Raw genomic sequence first — 17,041 nt, forward strand, 5'->3', positions numbered from 1 at the left:
CGCGCCGCGCACGACGACCGAGACCTTCATGACCATCGACATCCTGCTTACCCAGCCGCTTCCCGGCGCCATCGACGCCGAACTGTCCGCCCGCTACGCGGTGCATCGGCTCCATGCGGCCGAGCAACCCGACGCGCTGCTCGATCGCGTCGCGCCGCGCATCCGCGGTGTCGTCACGGGCGGGGCGAACGGGTTGTCGGCCGCGTTGATGGACCGGCTGGGCGCGCTCGAGATCATCGCGATCAGCGGCATCGGCACCGACGCCGTCGATCTCGATCGCGCGCGCGCCCGCGGCATCTACGTGACGACGACGCCCGACGTGCTGACCGACGACGTCGCCGACATGGCGATGGGCCTCATCCTGATGACGCTGCGCGACCTCGGGGCCGGCGAGCGCATCGTGCGCGCCGGCCGCTGGGGCAAGGTTGCGCAGCCGCTCGCGACGCAGGTGACGGGCAAGCGGCTCGGCATCGTCGGCCTCGGCCGCGTCGGACGCGCGATCGCGCAGCGCGCGCAGGCGTTCCGGATGCCGGTCAGCTATTTCGGTCCGCGCGAACACCGTGACAGCGGCTACCGCTACGTGCCCGACCTGGTCGCGCTCGCCCGCGACAGCGACGTGCTCGTACTCGTGGGCCTATGCGATCGGCCAGATTCCGGGCGGCTGGCTGCTCGACCGCTTCGGCGCGCGCCGCGTGTACGGCTTGAGCCTGCTGCTGTGGTCGGTCTTCACGATGCTGCAGGGCACGGTCGGCGGGTTCGCCGTGCAGGGGGCGGCCGCGACGCTCGCGCTGTTCGCGATGCGCTTCATGCTCGGGCTGGTCGAATCGCCGGCGTTCCCGGCCAATTCACGGATCGTCGCCTGCTGGTTCCCCACCGCGGAGCGCGGCACCGCATCGGCGCTGTTCAATTCCGCGCAGTACATGGCCGTCGTGCTGTTCACGCCCGCGATGGCGTGGCTCACGCACGCGCTCGGCTGGGAACACGTGTTCCTGTGGATGGGGATGCTCGGCGTCGCGCTGTCGGCGCTCTGGTTCGCGTGGTATCGCGAGCCGCACGGCCATCCGCGCGTCACCGACACCGAGCGCGACTACCTGCGCGCGCACGGCGCGCTCGTCGATCTCGAGGCGAACCGCATCCGCCAGCGCTCGCGCGTATCGTGGCGCGACGCGGCGCAGTTGTTCCGCCACCGGAACCTGTGGGCGATCTATATCGGCCAGTACTGCATCACGGCGCTCACCTACTTCTTCATCACGTGGTTCCCGATCTACCTGATCAAGGCACGCGGGATGACGATCATGGAAGCCGGCTGGGTGGCCGCGCTGCCGGCGCTTTGCGGCTTCACGGGCGGGGTGCTCGGCGGCGTGCTGTCGGACTGGCTGATCCGCCGCGGCGTGCATCCGTCGCGCGCACGCAAGACACCGTTCGTCGTGGGGATGGCGATGGCCACGCTGCTCGTGCTCGCGAACGGCGCGTCGTCGAACGCCGTCGTGATCGCGCTGATGACGATCGCGTTCTTCGGCAAGGGGCTCGCGGCGGTCGGCTGGGCCGTGCTCGCCGATACCGCGCCGGAAGGCATGGTCGGCCTGAGCGGCGGCGTGTTCAACGGCCTCGGCAACATCGCGGGGATCGTCACGCCGCTCGTGATCGGCTACTTCGTCGCGCACACGGGCTCGTTCGCGGGCGCACTGTGGTTCGTCGCCGCGCACGGGCTGATCGGCATCGCCGCCTACGCGTGGCTCGCCGGCCGCTTCGAGCGGATTCGCGTCATGTCTGCCGCATGACGCCCGGCGCCGCCGCGCAAGCGAACGGCGACGGCGTCACGCGCGCTGGCGGCTGCCCGGCATCGGCTCGACCGCAAGCCGGTCGAGTTCCCGCAGGTCGTTTTCCAGCGCGGGCGTGAGCGTCGTGCGCAGATGGTCGAGGAAGGTGCGGATCTTTGCGTCGAACCAGGGTTGCGAACCGGTTACCGTTAGCTGTGACAGATAGGATTCCGCCAACTCCACTTGACGCCTTTATCCGATTGCAAATCGGTACGGCCCCTGATCAGATCAGCGGCTGCACCCCGGGCGTGGCCACACCTCGCGTCAGTTCCCGACCTGTCTGCGCCGACCGAATCACAAGTTGGACGTAACTGTTCATCGGCCCGTACGGTGCGAAGAATTGTTCAAACAGCTTCGTAAATACGACCAGACTGACCTCCCGAAGCGAGGTTTCATCGAACGACAAAAGGATTTCAATACCGCGCACGAACGACGGGAACTGGCTATTCAGCGACATCCATTTGATCGCAGGCTTGTAATTCAGATCGGTGATCGCGTCGATGCAGCGCTGCGCGTGCGGTGTCGTGCGCACCGCATGGAGCCGCAAGAATGTCTTCAGAGCCGACAACCCTTCGCGCGTCAGGTCAAGCGGATGCGGCGACAACGTCGACAGTACGCGCCACAACGCACCGTTGCCTCGCGCCAGCTCGGCCGTCAACGTCGGCCGCGTGATCAACTGGATCGGGCAATCCAGCGTCTTGTTCTCGAGCAGCAAATCGCCTGCCGTATTGCCGATCGGCAAGCGTGCCGGCAAGTCGCGATTAGTCACCATCGTGACCACATCGATTTGCGGTAGCTTCGGTCGAGTCGATTGTCCGTGCAGCCCGACCAGCGACATCATCATGGTTTGCCGGCCGGGCGATCGGTCATCGCGATCGTGGAACGCGACCCAGTAGACCGCTGACGAGTCAGGGCGTGGATCGTGGCTAAGCGCCTGGTATGGCCGCACCGGAATTCTGGGCCGATTGCTTTCGAGCGCTATGTCCTCGTCCTTGTCCTTTTTCTTGGACAACTCACCCAGATAAACCGCTTGTATCGAATACACGCCCAGCGGCGCGTGTTTCGCCAGTCGTACAGGCTGAACCGGATAGGCATCCTGCCCCTTCAACACAATGGGCTGAGCGGGTTGCGAGAAGAGATTCACAACAGGCGTGCAGAACAGCTTGAACGCCGTTGCACCGAGCGACGCAAGCGCTTGCGCGGCGAACGACTCGGCGGGCGTGTCGCGCAATACGATATGCAAGGTCAGTTCCCGAGCGTCGGGTGCGCTTGCAGCACGCCGCACACGGCCCATGTCCAGATCGACGAAATCGAACAATTCCGGAAACGCGAAGTATTCCAGCAGATAACGATACGTGGTCGCAGTCCGACTGGTCGTTCGGCTATCTGGTAACAAGCGCTCGTCATCCGAGAAGCCGACCGGCGCGAACGGCACCTTCGATAGAGCCCGCCAGCGCCCGCATTGATCGACCTCAACGTACGCGGCGGCCGCGCGCAACAGCAAGGCGTCCAGCAACGCCGACACGAATGGTCGCTCGCCGGCAAGGTGGACGCGGATGGAACCATCCGGAATAGCGGCCGTGAACAGACCGGCGGCCGACGTGAAGCTGATCGACATCACGCCTGTTGCGTCGGCAGGCAATCTCACGGCTGACGGCACCAGCGTCGTCGGTGCAAATCGTGCAGACTGTATTTGCAACGGCGAGATGGTCACGTCGTAGGTCGTCCGGAATCGCACCGGGGCGTTGCGCGCGTTCAGCATCGCGCCACGCGGCACGACGATCGGTTCCGTCAGTTGACCGACGATCGCGCTCGGCTCGAATCGAGCGATCGCGCACGACGGCACGGTTCGCAGATAGTGCGGGTGGACAATCTCAAGCAGCGCCTCGGTGAATTCGGGATAGTCGTCGGCCAGCTTCGAATCGAGGCGCGCCGCAAGAAACGAAAAGGTCTGAATCAGACGCGCCACATGCGGATCGTCGGTCTGGCCGCTCTGGATACCGAGCCGAGTGGCGATCTTCGGATAGCGGATAGCGAAGTCGCCCAGCGCTCGCGCGAACAACCCGAGTTCGTATTCGTAGTGCGACAGCAGGTGATCCATTCAGCTACAGCCCCAGTCGGTCGGGGCGCACGAGCGTAGGGCCGACGAAGATGAGTTTACGCAACGCCGCTCGTGGGCCGTACGGTTGCATCCAGAAGTGCGGCCGCCGCCAGTGACCGCTCACTGCGCGCTGTACGCTGTCCGTTGAAACTGATCCGGCTGCCTCAGCGTCGAGAATCGCGGGACCGACGACGTGTCGGTCGTAGAGCTGTTCGATTTCCGCAAGCCGTTCCATACGCTTGCGCTTGCCGAGGCCCGGAAAATGACGCGGCGCATTCGAATAAGCGCTCGGATCGGTGACTACATGGCCTGAGCGCATCAACGCGGTAACGAGCCGCTGACGAATGTCGACGCGCAGTGCTTGACGCTGGGCATCAGACACTAGAACGGTATTGCGTGGCGGTACGCCGGCCAATGCGGTTTCCTTCATCCGATCCGTCGGCTCCCTCAGACGCAATGCCGTTTACTCAAGTGATGAAATCAATTGCGCGCCGCACTCGGTCAGGTCATCGTGAAACGCAACCGGCGTACCGTGATGATTGCGAGTGCTGTTCTGCGGAATGATCCTGAATTGACCGCCGCACTTCGGACACCATGTCAGGTGATCCTTCAGGGCAACCGGAACGCCCAGGGCCGTCAAATCGTCGCTCGCGGTGATCACTTCGCCGCCGTGGGTCGTCTTGTCGTGCAAGCGAATCACGCCGCGTCCGTTTTCGTCTTTCATCGTCAACCTCGCGCTGCGACGTGCGAGTGGGCAACAACCGGGTTCTTGAGCCACGCCATCGCGAAGCGTTTGCCATCCGGTTCGCCGGCCCAACCCTCGGTCTTGGTTTTCGCTTCGTTTGGGTAGTCGCCGCGCTGCTGGGCAAGCACGGTATCTCCCCACCCAACCGGCGTACCTGGGCGCGGTTGTGCATAGGGATCGTCGGGGTCAACGTCGCTGATCTTCGCAATTTCTGCAGGCCAGACGGAATCGCGACTGGTCGCATTGGCGAGGATGCGCATCGCAGTGAAAACGAGTATGAACGGCATCATTATGATGCGCCAGAACACGGGGGCCTGCATCCCAACGCCGTACAGCGAAAATAGGAATGATTCGCGCGGCGTCTCGTTCTCCGTGTGGAACAGCATTGGCTTCGGCAAACCGTTCGGTCCATCGTTCATGTACTTGCACCAGTAGCTCCACTGCGCGAGCGCCATTTCGACCTCGGCGGCCGGCATCCACTCGCGGCCGATCGAAAAAACTCGCGTGACGTTGCCCTGATCATCGACCGTGTAATGGCGAATATGGAATAACTCACCGAAGGTCGACATTTCGCGATGCAGGCAGAAGATAGAGTCCTTCGACCACGGCGCCTCCCATACGACGTCACCCTCACCGGGCTTGGCGAAGTAACGACGCTTGCGGATCGCATAGAGCTTGCGCTCTCCTCGGTGAAATCGAATCGGACAGCGGCGAAGACCAAAGAACAAACCTTTCCCAAATTTCCACACAATAACCGCAAAAATCAAGGATATTAGCAGAGCAAATAAATCCCCTATTGAGCTAGCGGAATACGGGTAGCGAATTTCCGTGAGCCAGTATAAATATGGTCCAATGCAAATTCCAGCAATACCAATCGGGATAGCCGCAGCAGACCATTGCTTTTCCAGGAAAGACGGCTCAATAACATCCATGTACGTACCATTAATTCGGAATATCGTTCCAAAATCCTGCACGTCCGGGCCGACAGGTTGATCAATGCGCAACCGGTGCGCCATATCCCATTCAGGAACTGGCTTACCTACGCACTTTTTCATCAATCTTTCGTCCACGCTCAACCTCCAATTGCCGAATTGAATGCCTTCAGCTCATCATCAAATGTATAATAATGCTCCCCCGTGCTGAATTTGCATCGTTTTACCCAATCGCTCAGCTCCGAAGCTTTCAGCGTTGCTATTCCAATAGCAACGAGGATGGACACAATGAAAACCGGCCAAAATAGCGGAACAGAACCAGTAACCGAAAAGAATGCCACATACAAGCCAAGCGCACCGCTAGCACCGTAAAGCCAACCCAATCGCACTTCTTTATTCCGAAATGCCTCCGGCGCATTCTTTGACAAGTCCCCCCACGCGAGTATCGCGCCGGCAACCGAACCCAATATGCGACCGCCCACAACACCGATTTTTGTGAATCGACCCGCCCCAGCCCAGTGCTTAAGCAGGTACGATGACAGTGGGTGAGCCTCCCCCTCCATCGCCACTTTGACGGTTCCAGATACCGTCTCGACAACGTTGCCGCCAATTGAAGCAATACATGCCCAAAACTTCTTGCGGTTCTCATCGTTGCTAAACTGGTCACTGCCTGCCCAATCCCTCCACGCAAAGGTGAGGGTTGCCATCTGAATGATGGCCGTCGCCACACCCCGGTTGAAATCAGCGGGCGCGGATGAACCGAGCCACCGCTGTAGGGTCTTCGCGCCCGGTATCCCAACCTCCTGAACGACGCCTTCCTCGAGCTTGCCGGCTCGTTGAAGCGCATCAACATCCATTTGCAACGCGATGACCTTGGAATCAGGCGCATTCGCCGCATTCAGGGTCTTGTGCGCAAGTACACCGGCCGCACGCCGCTGCTGATTCTTGCTACCCTCCAGATCGACGCCCAGTTCCTCCGCTTGTTTGAGCATCCATTTCGCCAACTGGTTAGCGCTGGTCGTCTTCGGGTTGATTGAGACGCCGGCCTGGAGATGCAGGCGAATCATCACGAGCCTCTTGGCTGCTGATTCGCCGGTCCTGGCGAGAGCGCCAACGATGACATTGCCAACGGTCAGCATCAGGCGATCCCGGAGCGGGACGTCGCCGTGCTTATTTTCGAATTTCTGGGCCGATCCCTTGTAGATATTCATGAAGCTCTCGTATTGAATATCGGAGCCGTGAATTTTCGGTGCGGCCGCGTTCATTAAATTGTCCTGGCTGAACAGCAACGCGCGTGACAGCAGATTTCGCGTGTCGGACATGCTCGCCTGAGTCAGCCAGTCGTTCATTACCTTCGTGCATGCCTCCGTTCCGGCGCTTGAGCCGATCGCCTGCGCGCAGGATTCGCTGTATGCATAGCCACTACGCAAATCCTGTCGATCAGTAATCCCCGTCAGCCAGTCGGAGAGTAGTTTGCTGTTCAGCCAGTCCGCATGTGCTTGGGTGATCTTCTGCCATGTCGGATGAAACGCGTCTAGCGCCTTCTTGTACTCATCTGGGAAGCGCTTAAGCGCTTCCACATCGAGCGCAGGAATACGTTTACCATGGTCGTCAATCTTGGTACTGGCATCGATCCAAGCATCGTCTTCGGCCTCCTTCACGGCAGCCGGAACGTCGGCGGCTCGCCGATTATCTTCCTCCATTGCCTTTGTGAGGCTTCCGGTTTTGAAAAGTCCCTTCGCCAGTCGAACTAGCTGGCCCAGATCCGCCGTCCCACCGCCTGCGCCCGGCGCCATAAATCCCGGGTTCGCGTTAACTTGCTGCACCATTTCGGAAGTCGCATAGGTGGATCGAGTGTCTTCCCTGGCTCGAGCACGAAGTCCCTGCTGCGCCTGCTGAAGCAACTGGGCTGACGTCGCTTTCCAGTACATTTCCTCGTCGAAGCCGTTGTTCAGACTTGGCACCGTCAATTCGCTCAGATCGTTCGCTATGCCAACCGGATCGTTGACCGCGAGGATGAACCCTCGCTGGTTCGGCGTCGCGCGCATCGCATCGATGATCCGGGGCGGCAGCTTCCGCTTCCCCTGAGTAATTTCGCTTTTCGGGTCTCGGTTGCTGAACCCGAACGCATCCTTCATCGCCTGCTCGTTCATCGAGAAGTGCGCGATCTGCTGGTAAGTCGCTTCGAAACTGGCAGTATCATCGGCGGCACCCGCCAGCACTTTCGCTACCTCAATGCATTGCATGTGCTGCTTGCGCCAGTTCGCGTCATGGATCTTGTTAAAAACAAGATCTTTGGTCCACCGTATATTGGACCAGCCGATCCAGAAATTCATGCCCGTAGGATTGTCGCAGCCGGGCGTATATTCGATGTCAACGCAGCGGCCAAGCGTTTCGAAAGACAGATCGCCGGAACGTGCGCATCCCTGAGTCATCAATCCCTCGCCGTCGGTCGGTGGCGGGGTAGAACCAGGCGGGAAACTCCACATAATCCCGTCTTCCAGCACCGTATAAGCGCGCAGTCGCCGACGCCTTTCGTCATAGGTGTACAGATAGCCCGGCCGCAGCGCCCGCAGCGTATATTTGGCTGTCGCGGCCGACTGCGGCGCACGACTGTCGATCTTGAAATGACCGGACAATCCCGGGGCCTTACCTGCGCCGCGCGGACATGCGACGGCATATCGAACGGGGTAGAACAGCAACGATTTGCGATCACACAACGGACAGCTCGCAGTCATGATTCGGTCCTTTGCGCCTTTGACAAGCGGGATGATTGTTCGAGTTGTTTGAATTCGTCGGGGGTGAGGCGCGACACGATCTCAGGCCACGTTACGCGGCCGTCGACAATTTCGGATCTGGCCTCAACGAGCATCGGATGCTGTTCAAAAGCGGAGCCGTATTTCACGCAGTGCCATGCATAATCCGCGAGATCGTCGGTCTGCGTAAGCCCAAACCGGGCGGCATCGCTGAACAGCCTGTCGAGCAGGGTCGGCAGCGGTGCAGCTTCCTGAACTGGCACATCGGACAACCGATCAACCACTAGGGTGGCGGCGTCACTACGGTTGATGCGCGTCCACTGGTCAGGGTGTGGCCATGCAGGCACATGCCCTTCGCACATGTCTATCGTGATGCCCGGCCCCGTTACGCTCCATCGGTGCCCCGCCCAAATGAACTGCCATGCCTGGATCGGCCCCAGCAACGCTTGTCGCTGCGCGGGATCGAAAATCGCCAGCGTCAACGCCAGCACGCGGGGATCGTAGTAACGCCAGAATACCGGCTTGCCGTCCACGCCGGGACCGACAAGGTAACGGGCGATGTGCTGAGCAAGCGAATCGATATCGAGATTGCTGTCGAGCCATGCACAGGCGACGGGTGGTCTCTCCCCGACGAGTTCCATATTCCAGATTTCTGCCACGGAAATCTGGTTGGACTCATCAAGCGCGGCGACATCAATGAGCCGTGGCATCAATTCCTCGCGATGCGCGAGTACGCGGGGCGTGCAGGCACGCATATCAAGCGCGGCCAGATCGGGCGCGTGGGCGAGTGTTGCCGGCTCGATCAGCAGGAAGCCGTACGTCAAAGTTTCCGAAGGCGCTGATACGGCGTGCATCGGCAAAAGATTTGTCATCATGGCGTTACGTCAGTGCAATCGAGGCGTTGCCGGCCTGTGCTGCACCGTCAGCCAATTGCGAGCACAAATCCGATCCGGGAAACTGCGCCGGCATGCTCTGCGGCCCCACCGTATCGTGGCTACCCGCGTGAATCTTGTTCTCACCGGGCGTGTATCCCACGATGCCTTTCGCGCTGACTTCGAGCTGGCTGTTGCCCGCGGTCAAGCGAATCCCCTGTTTCGCTGTGATGTTGATCCAGTCTGTTGTGCTGATGATCGACAAAATTTTCTTGGCCAGCAGTTCCAGCTCGTCGTTTTCCGCATGCACCTGCACCTTGCCGCTCGCCGCGATCAGCCTCATCCCCATCTTGTGCACGAATAGCGAGAACCTGTCGGAGACGCTGGCAAAAAACGACTTCCCGGTTGCTACCGACATGCTGTCACCGGCCGTGACGGCCACGTGCTGACCGCCCGCCACGTGCGCCGTCGCGGGCGTCGTAACGGCAATGCCGGCTGCACCGGCCAGCAGCAGATGCGCTTCGTCGAGCTCCGGGAAGTCACCCTTGTCGCTGCTACCCGCCGCCCCCGTGCCCTGAATGCCGTCTACCTGCGACTTCAGCGCGTCGGCGATCGGCGTCTGACCAGCACCGCTGTCCTGAGCCTGATAGTGCTGCGCGAGCTTGCCAAGCTGCCCGTGTAACGTTTGCGCTTTGGTCAACCGCGATGCCGGTTCGCTCACGTCAGAGAGGTGCCCATGTGCCGCAGGACGCACCTCGGTGCTGATCACCATGCCCTTGCCGCTGCGGATCGCGCCGACCTCATCGGTACGTAGTTCGAAACCCTCTCCCCGGGCATCCTTGCGTCCCTGCCAGTCCTCGATGCGGGTGATCTTGCCGAGCGATAGCTGGCTGGCCGCATGGTCGGACCGGAGCTGCGCCTGAATGGCGTTCGCCGTATCGTCGAAAATGAGGTGATTGCTGCGGCCGGATGATGCGTTGCCGTCCGCACCGTTCAGTTCACGGCTACGAATACCCATCAGCGCGTTCTCGTCCGGCAGCTTCCATGCCGGTACGTTGCGCGCGTTCATCACGCGGCCCGTGATGATCGGGTGGTCCGGATTGCCGTCGAGCCATTGCACGATCACTTCGGAACCGATGCGGGGAAGCGCCGCCATCCCTTGGCCACCGCCAGCCCAGCCGCTCGCGACTCGCACCCATGTCGAGTACTTGCCATCGCGATCCCAATGGAATTGAACCAGGACGCGACCGTGTTCGTCGGTATGAATACTCGTACCGGATTGGCCAACAACCGTCGCTGTCTGCGGCGCGAGGATCTTCGTGTCGACGCTGTTGAAGCCGCGTCCGGGCCGCCACGGAGTCGCCCTGGGAACACACGTGAACTCGTTGCGATATTCCGCAAGTACCCCCGTGTCCTGCAGATAGTTGTTGGTCGCCACATGCCGGACCGAGACGATCAGATATTCGTCGTCGCTCGGGTCACGGCTCAGTGCCGAGCCGTAACGATCGGTGAGCAGGAACCAGCGGCCCGGCTGCACGAAGCGATTGTTGCCCTTCGCGTCGAAGCGCTTGATCGTCGCTTCGATTTCCTCCATCCGGCGATTGGCGATCTGATACCCGTGTTCCATGTTTCGATAACCGTACGCGCCGGCGTACTCGTTCCATTCGAGTTGCGGCAGCGTGGCTTCGGGGTTCAACATGCTCGTTTGAACGTGGGTCGGCGTCGGGCTCTTGAAGTCGAAACGGGACAATTCCGCATGCGTCGACGTGGTTTGCTGGAACGGCGACCAGCTCAGAATGCTGTCCGATTCCTCCGCACCCATGCCATTGTGGAAACGGATTGCGTGCACCTTGCCGTCGATCGCGGGCGCGGGACGCGTCGGATCGGAGACGGTCAGCGTGTGTGACGTAGCCGTGTGCTCGTACCAGTACAGATAGCCCGCATGTTCCCAGCGCCGATGAAGATAATTGTGATCGTCTTCGTCGAACTGGCAGGCCATCGTCATGCGCGGATCGTCCTCGCCGACGTGCCACGCCCATTCGGGCAACACGCCGTAGTCCTGAAAAACCGTCGCCGTCTGGTCGTGCAGATTCTGGTCGAGGAACAGGCGATTGTGCTGGCTGTACTTCAGGTAGCGCAGCCACGGGCCTACGTGCGCCTCGTAGAACACCCAGCCGCCGTCCGTGCGAACGTGTCGGAATGCGAAGATATGACCGTTGAAATAGCGTCGGCTGCCGTCGCCGCGCGCCAAGCTGACCGTCACGCGCTTGCCGATGAAGTTCTTCGGCTCGAGGTGGTCGTTATCCGACAGAATTTCGATCTTGTACGCGAAATCCTTCGATAGCGCTTCAACCCCGTCGAATGCATTCGGGAGCAGGATTTTGTAAGGCGCGTTATCGTCCGGAAAGCTGATTTGCACTTGCCGGTTGTGCTGCGGCCCCAGCGCAAGGTCTCTCAGGGCTTGTGCCGTATTCTGCATTGTTCTTATCCCTCAATCCGAGCGCGAAATGCCGCTGGGCCGTTCGTGCGCCCTCTAACGCGCAGGCAAATATTGGGGGCGATCAGCGCTCAAGCCCGCCCCGACGTGCTGCGATAAAGTCAGACATATACCATAAAGCTCCGCGAAGGCCCACGGGGAGAATTGTCAGTCATGGTGAAGACGCATTCCTGCCCCGTTTTTGCTGGGCCGGCAAGTATCGGATGGAATTGATCAGGAACGAGGATTTAAGCCGACGCGAGGACAACGCGCCGCCAAACAAAAGCCCGAATTCTTCGCCTGTGCGCGAGCCGTCGAGCATCGAGCACACCATTGCTAAACGTGAAATTAGCAACACTCAATAACGGGACCGCCTACGCGTGGCTCGCCGGCCGCTTCGAGCGGATTCGCGTCATGCCGGACGCATGACGCCCGGCGCCGCCGCGCAAGCGAACGGCGACGGCGTCACGCGCGCTGGCGGCTGCCCGGCATCGGCTCGACCGCAAGCCGGTCGAGTTCCCGCAGGTCGTTTTCCAGCGCGGGCGTGAGCGTCGTGCGCAGATGGTCGAGGAAGGTGCGGATCTTTGCGTCGAGATAGCGGCGCGTCGCATAGACGGCATACACGCTGACCGTCTGCAGCCGGTACTCGGGCAGCACGCGGATCAGCCGCCCTTCGCGGATGTCGTCGAGCACGGTGTACAGCGCGACGCACGCGATGCCGCGTCCCGCCCGCACCGCGACGCACAGCGCGTCCGGCACGTTGACCTGGAACGGTGCCGGCTGCAGTTCGTAGACCGTTTCCTCGTCATCGCCGCGCTCGAGCCGCCATTCGCTGGCCGGCGAGGCAGGCGTGTCGAGCCGCAGGCACACATGGTTCGGCAGGTCGTCCGGCGTTTTCGGCGTGCCGTGCCGCGCCAGGTATTCGCGCGAGGCGACCAGCACGCTGCAGCTGGTGCCGCAAGTCTGCGCGACGTAGCCGGAATCGGGCAGCTGCGACGCGGTCACGATCGACACGTCGTACCCTTCCTCGACGAGGTTCGGCATCCGCTGCGCGAGCGTCAGCTCGACCGATACGTCCGGGTTGTCTTCCTGGTAGCGCACGATCGACGACACGACATGACTCTGCCCCAGCCCCGTCATCGCATGGATGCGCATCTTGCCGCTCGGCCGCAGCAGCGCGTTGCGCGCCTCGGCGTTCGCGTAGTCGAATTCGGCCAGGATCGATTTCGCACGCTCGAAGTAGCGCTCGCCGCTTTCGGTCAGGCCGAGATGGCGCGTCGTGCGATGCAGCAGGCGCGTCTGTACGTGGGCTTCGAGATTCGACACCGCGCGCGACACCTGCGCGGTGGTCGCATCGATTTCTTTGGCGACCGCGGTGAAACTGCCGGCTTCGACAACGCGCACGAACAGGCGCATGTTTTCGAGCATGTCCATTGAATTGGCTTGGGGAGTGTCGGTGAGGAAACGTCGGCGGCGCTCGCGTCAGACGGGAATCGGAGCGTGCGCGCCAACCACGCGCAAGCGATCACCATGCCGGGGAACGGGCGTGAGAGCGGGCATCGCGTGCGTGGTTGTGGCATATCGGGGAATTCGGTGGCCCGAATTGTACGCCGCCGCAGACAAATTTGCGCGATTGCAGGGCCGCCAGGCTTTCATCCGATGAAAGGTTTTTGCAAGACGGATGCGTCGCTCGCATGCAACGCGTTGATGCGGCGCGACAATTTGTATCACAACACGATATAATTCCGCTGCTCTTGCGCTGCGTCATCCGCGCCGTCATTTTTACCGTTTCCCGTCCATGTCGTCAGGCTCCTCCTCGTCGCGCCGCACGTTCCGCCAATGGCTGCACAGCTTCATTCCCCATCCGATGACGCTCGGCTGGCGCGAGCGCATGCGCTCGTGCGCGGGCGCGCTCGTCGGCATCGCGACGGTCGGCGTCACGATGCGGCTGCTGCCCGGCGTGCCAGGCCTCGTCCCGCTGCTCGTCGCGCCGATGGGGGCGTCGGCCGTGCTGCTGTTCGCGGTGCCCGCGAGTCCGCTCGCGCAGCCGTGGTCGATCATCGGCGGCAATCTGGTGGCGGCGACCGTCGGCGTCGCCTGCGCGCAGTGGATCGCCGATCCGATCACGGCCGCCGCGGTTGCGGTCGCCCTCGCGATCGGCGGCATGTTCGTCCTGCGCTGCGTGCACCCGCCGTCGGGCGCGGTCGCGCTGACGGCCGTGCTCGGCGGCCCGGCGATCCATGCGCTCGGCTTCGGCTTCGTGGTCGAGCCGATCGCACTGCAATCGGCGATCCTGCTGTCGGCCGCGCTCATGTACCACGCGCTGACCGGCCACCGCTATCCGCACGGCGGCGTGCGTGCCGACGCGAAGCCGCAAGGCGGCAGCGCCGCGCCGGCACGCGGCGGCTTCACGCGCGCCGATCTCGACGCAGTGCTGAAGCGCCGCGGCGAATGGCTCGACGTCGATCCGGACGACCTCGAAATGCTGCTGCGCGAAACCGAGATGCAGGCCTATGCGCGTACGTTCGGCCAGCTCGCGTGTGCCGATCTGATGACGAAGAACGCGATCGAAGTCGCACCATCGACGTCGGTCACGGCCGCGCTGACGCTGCTCGACCGCCATCGCGTGAAGGCGCTGCCCGTCGTGGACGGCGACGATCACCTGGTCGGCATCGTCACGCGCGCCGACCTCACGCGCCAGTTGCGCCGCCCGGCCCCGCTGTGGCAACGGCTGGCCGCGCGGCTGCCGGAGTCGTTCGGCGGCCAGCCGCCCAGCGTCGTCACCGTGATGACCCGCGACGTCGCGTCCGTGCCGCAGACCATGCCGATCACCGCGCTGGTGCCGCTGTTTACGCATTCGGGTCACCACCATATTCCGGTCGTTGACGCATCGCGCCGGCTCGTCGGCATCATTACGCAGACGGATCTCGTTACGGGCCTGTACCAGCAGACGCAGATGCTCGAGGCCGCGTAACGCTGACGAACAGCGGGCCGACGAACAGCGGCATGCAGGCATTCCGCTGAAAATCGGCCATTTATATCATGTTGTGATATATTCGCGTTACCGAAACTGCTGCCCGACCGACCGCAATGAACGATACCCGACGCGCGCTGACCAAAAGCGATTTTCAGCAACTGTCCGAGTTCCGCTACCAGATGCGCCGCTTCGAGCGCTTCTCCGAACGCGCCGCGCAAAGCGAAGGCGTGACGCCGCTGCAATACCTGCTGCTGCTGCACATCAAGGGCTACCCGCATCGCGAATGGGCCACCATCGGCGAACTCGCGGAACGCCTGCAGGCGCAGCATCACGGCGTCGTCGCGCTGGTGACGCGCTGCGAGGCGCTCGGCCTCGTGAAGCGCAAGACGAGCGAAGCGGACCGCCGGCAGGTCGAGGTCCACCTCGAAGAAGCCGGCGAAACGCTGCTCGCGCGCCTCGCGGCCATGCACCGCGCCGAGCTGAAATCGCTGAAGGACGCGTTCCAGGTCCCGCAGATCGATTACTGACCCAGGCTTTACCGACCCTTCCCAACTCCAATGAACGCACCACACAAACGTGATTTCTCGACCAACGAACGCCTGCCCAGGATCGCGTTGCTCGCTGCCGGGATCGGCTTGCTCAGCACGCTGGCGGCGTTCGTGCTGTTGAGCCTGATCCACCTGTTCACGAACCTGTTCTTCTTCCAGCAGTTTTCGTTCGCCGACCGCTCGCCCGCCCACAACACGCTCGGCGCGTGGGTCATCGTCGTGCCGGTGATCGGCGGGCTGATCGTCGGACTGATGGCGCGCTTCGGTTCGGAGAAGATTCGCGGCCACGGCATTCCCGAAGCGATCGAGGCGATCCTGTTCGGCAAGAGCCGCATGTCGCCGAAGGTCGCGATCCTCAAGCCGCTGTCGTCCGGCGTCGTAATCGGCAGCGGCGGACCGTTCGGTGCCGAAGGCCCCATCATCATGACGGGCGGCGCACTCGGCTCGCTGATCGCGCAATGCGTGCACGTCACCGCCGCCGAGCGCAAGACGCTGCTCGTCGCGGGCGCGGCCGCCGGCATGACCGCCGTGTTCGGCACGCCGGTCGCCGCCGTGCTGCTCGCGGTCGAACTGCTGCTGTTCGAATGGCGTCCGCGCAGTTTCCTGCCGGTCGCACTCGCCTGCGCGGTGGCCGGTTTCGCCCGCGCCGTGTTCTTCGGTGTCGACCCGCTGTTTCCACTGACCACGGCTTCGCCGACGCCCGTCGCGCTGCTGTCGTGCATCGTCGCGGGCCTGCTGTCGGGCATGCTCGCATGCGGCCTGTCGGCGGCGCTGTACCGCGTCGAGGACACCTTCGCGAAGCTGCCAATGCACTGGATGTGGTGGCCGGCGCTCGGCGCGATCGTGATCGGCATCGGCGGCTGGCTCGAGCCGCGCGCGCTCGGCGTCGGCTACGACGTGATCGGCGACCTGCTGCATCAGCACATCGCGCTAAAGATCGCGCTCGCGCTGCTGGTCGTGAAGGCCGTGATGTGGGTGATCGCGCTCGGCTCCGGCACGTCCGGCGGGGTGCTCGCCCCGCTCCTGATGCTCGGCGCGGGCATCGGCACCGTGCTGTCGCCGGTGCTGCCCGGCGGCGATCCGGCGCTGTGGCCGCTCGTCTGCATGGCCGCGACGCTCGGCGCCACGCTCGGCGCGCCGCTGACCGCGATCGTGTTTGCATTCGGCCTCACGCACGACGCGAACGCGCTGCTGCCGCTGCTCGCGGCGACGCTCGTCGCGCACGGCTTCGCGACCGTCGTGATGAAGCGTTCCATCATGACGGAGAAGATCGCGCGCCGCGGTTATCACATCTACCGCGAATACGGTGTCGATCCGCTCGAACGCCATGACGTGGCCGAGGTGATGACGCCGGCCGACGCGCTCGTCGCGATCGACGGCGCCACGACGCTCGATGCCGTCGAGTCGCGGTACTTCGGCGCGAAACAGACGCACCGTGCGTACCCCGTCGTGCAGCACGGCCGCCTGCTCGGCCTCGTCGATCGCGCGACACTCGACGCGCAGCGTGCGCAAGCCGGCCCCGGCGTGGCGCTCGCGAGCGCGTTCGTCGATCGCGCACCGGCCGTCGCGCAGGCGCACGAAACATGCCGCGTGGTCGCGTCACGGCTCGCGATGCTCGGCCACGAACGCCTGCCGGTCGTCGACGATCCGCAATCGCTGCGCATCATCGGCATCGTATCGCGCAGCGACCTCATCAAGCCCGCGCTCCAGCACTTCGACGACGAACATAAACGCGAACGCTTCCGTCCGGTCGTGCCCGTCAACCTGCGCGACGCCGGTGCCCGCAAGGCCGGCTGACCTTTGCAGCGTGCGCG

At 62.8% G+C, this 17,041-nt stretch carries 12 protein-coding genes and 2 pseudogenes; 5 read left to right on the forward strand and 9 right to left on the reverse strand.

The features are described 5' to 3' along the window. Positions 1 to 28: 28 nt before the first annotated feature. Together DIE06_RS14450 and DIE06_RS14455 are read left to right on the forward strand one after the other, a co-directional pair. Positions 29 to 676, forward strand: a pseudogene (locus DIE06_RS14450) (NAD(P)-dependent oxidoreductase); the annotation flags it as partial. After that, positions 561 to 1,781 (forward strand): MFS transporter, encoded by a 1,221-nt coding sequence (locus DIE06_RS14455; RefSeq protein WP_409364502.1) that lies wholly within the window; start codon positions 561 to 563, stop codon positions 1,779 to 1,781. The pseudogene DIE06_RS14450 and the gene DIE06_RS14455, both read left to right, overlap by 116 nt. Before the next feature lie 36 nt (positions 1,782 to 1,817). Here the strand turns inward: DIE06_RS14455 and DIE06_RS14460 are convergent. The 9 genes and pseudogenes from DIE06_RS14460 to DIE06_RS14500 form a co-directional block, all read right to left on the reverse strand. Continuing rightward, positions 1,818 to 1,946: pseudogene (locus DIE06_RS14460) on the reverse strand (LysR family transcriptional regulator); the annotation flags it as partial. A gap of 97 nt (positions 1,947 to 2,043) precedes the next feature. Further along, entirely contained in the window at positions 2,044 to 3,921 is a 1,878-nt protein-coding gene (gene tssF / locus DIE06_RS14465; protein WP_124661993.1) for a type VI secretion system baseplate subunit TssF, read from the reverse strand. A gap of 4 nt (positions 3,922 to 3,925) precedes the next feature. Continuing rightward, positions 3,926 to 4,351, reverse strand: coding sequence for a hypothetical protein (locus tag DIE06_RS14470; RefSeq protein WP_260433614.1), 426 nt, complete (start codon positions 4,349 to 4,351; stop codon positions 3,926 to 3,928). Positions 4,352 to 4,384: 33 nt separating this feature from the next. Further along, positions 4,385 to 4,645, reverse strand: coding sequence for a PAAR domain-containing protein (locus tag DIE06_RS14475; protein WP_057924974.1), 261 nt, complete (start codon positions 4,643 to 4,645; stop codon positions 4,385 to 4,387). 2 nt (positions 4,646 to 4,647) lie between these two features. After that, positions 4,648 to 5,736 carry a DUF6708 domain-containing protein gene (locus DIE06_RS14480; RefSeq protein ID WP_124661994.1) on the reverse strand — a complete coding sequence of 363 codons (1,089 nt, stop codon included), beginning with the start codon at positions 5,734 to 5,736 and terminating at the stop codon, positions 4,648 to 4,650. Between the two features lie 2 nt (positions 5,737 to 5,738). Next, positions 5,739 to 8,336: a T6SS effector BTH_I2691 family protein gene (locus DIE06_RS14485; protein ID WP_124661995.1), complete on the reverse strand. Its 2,598-nt coding sequence runs from the start codon at positions 8,334 to 8,336 to the stop codon at positions 5,739 to 5,741. Then, positions 8,333 to 9,229: a DUF4123 domain-containing protein gene (locus DIE06_RS14490; RefSeq protein ID WP_260433615.1), complete on the reverse strand. Its 897-nt coding sequence runs from the start codon at positions 9,227 to 9,229 to the stop codon at positions 8,333 to 8,335. The genes DIE06_RS14485 and DIE06_RS14490 overlap by 4 nt, the downstream gene beginning before the upstream one ends. Before the next feature lie 4 nt (positions 9,230 to 9,233). Then, on the reverse strand, positions 9,234 to 11,705 hold the full coding sequence (locus DIE06_RS14495) for a type VI secretion system Vgr family protein (protein WP_124661996.1): 2,472 nt from the start codon (positions 11,703 to 11,705) through the stop codon (positions 9,234 to 9,236). A 462-nt stretch (positions 11,706 to 12,167) separates the two neighbouring features. Then, positions 12,168 to 13,136 (reverse strand): LysR family transcriptional regulator, encoded by a 969-nt coding sequence (locus DIE06_RS14500; RefSeq protein WP_124661997.1) that lies wholly within the window; start codon positions 13,134 to 13,136, stop codon positions 12,168 to 12,170. A 364-nt stretch (positions 13,137 to 13,500) separates the two neighbouring features. On the opposite strand from DIE06_RS14500, the gene DIE06_RS14510 reads away from it, so the two are divergent. The 3 genes from DIE06_RS14510 to DIE06_RS14520 all read left to right on the forward strand — a co-directional run bounded on the left by DIE06_RS14510 (position 13,501) and on the right by DIE06_RS14520 (position 17,024). Next, positions 13,501 to 14,676, forward strand: a complete 1,176-nt coding sequence (locus DIE06_RS14510) for an HPP family protein (protein WP_124661999.1) — start codon at positions 13,501 to 13,503, stop codon at positions 14,674 to 14,676. A gap of 116 nt (positions 14,677 to 14,792) precedes the next feature. Then, entirely contained in the window at positions 14,793 to 15,206 is a 414-nt protein-coding gene (locus tag DIE06_RS14515) for a MarR family winged helix-turn-helix transcriptional regulator (RefSeq protein WP_124662000.1), read from the forward strand. Between the two features lie 30 nt (positions 15,207 to 15,236). After that, entirely contained in the window at positions 15,237 to 17,024 is a 1,788-nt protein-coding gene (locus DIE06_RS14520) for a chloride channel protein (RefSeq protein ID WP_124662001.1), read from the forward strand. The last annotated feature ends 17 nt before the right edge of the window (positions 17,025 to 17,041 follow it).

It is taken from the genome of Burkholderia sp. Bp8998 (assembly GCF_003854235.1).
Lineage (GTDB): Bacteria > Pseudomonadota > Gammaproteobacteria > Burkholderiales > Burkholderiaceae > Burkholderia.

Excerpts from the sequence above, each read along its gene's own strand:
- tssF (WP_124661993.1), bottom strand. The coding sequence starts at position 3,921 with ATGGATCACCTGCTGTCGCACTACGAATACGAACTCGGGTTGTTCGCG.
- DIE06_RS14470 (WP_260433614.1), bottom strand. The coding sequence starts at position 4,351 with ATGAAGGAAACCGCATTGGCCGGCGTACCGCCACGCAATACCGTTCTA.
- DIE06_RS14475 (WP_057924974.1), bottom strand. The coding sequence starts at position 4,645 with ATGAAAGACGAAAACGGACGCGGCGTGATTCGCTTGCACGACAAGACG.
- DIE06_RS14485 (WP_124661995.1), bottom strand. The coding sequence starts at position 8,336 with ATGACTGCGAGCTGTCCGTTGTGTGATCGCAAATCGTTGCTGTTCTAC.
- DIE06_RS14490 (WP_260433615.1), bottom strand. The coding sequence starts at position 9,229 with ATGATGACAAATCTTTTGCCGATGCACGCCGTATCAGCGCCTTCGGAA.
- DIE06_RS14495 (WP_124661996.1), bottom strand. The coding sequence starts at position 11,705 with ATGCAGAATACGGCACAAGCCCTGAGAGACCTTGCGCTGGGGCCGCAG.
- DIE06_RS14500 (WP_124661997.1), bottom strand. The coding sequence starts at position 13,136 with ATGGACATGCTCGAAAACATGCGCCTGTTCGTGCGCGTTGTCGAAGCC.
- DIE06_RS14510 (WP_124661999.1), top strand. The coding sequence starts at position 13,501 with ATGTCGTCAGGCTCCTCCTCGTCGCGCCGCACGTTCCGCCAATGGCTG.
- DIE06_RS14515 (WP_124662000.1), top strand. The coding sequence starts at position 14,793 with ATGAACGATACCCGACGCGCGCTGACCAAAAGCGATTTTCAGCAACTG.
- DIE06_RS14520 (WP_124662001.1), top strand. The coding sequence starts at position 15,237 with ATGAACGCACCACACAAACGTGATTTCTCGACCAACGAACGCCTGCCC.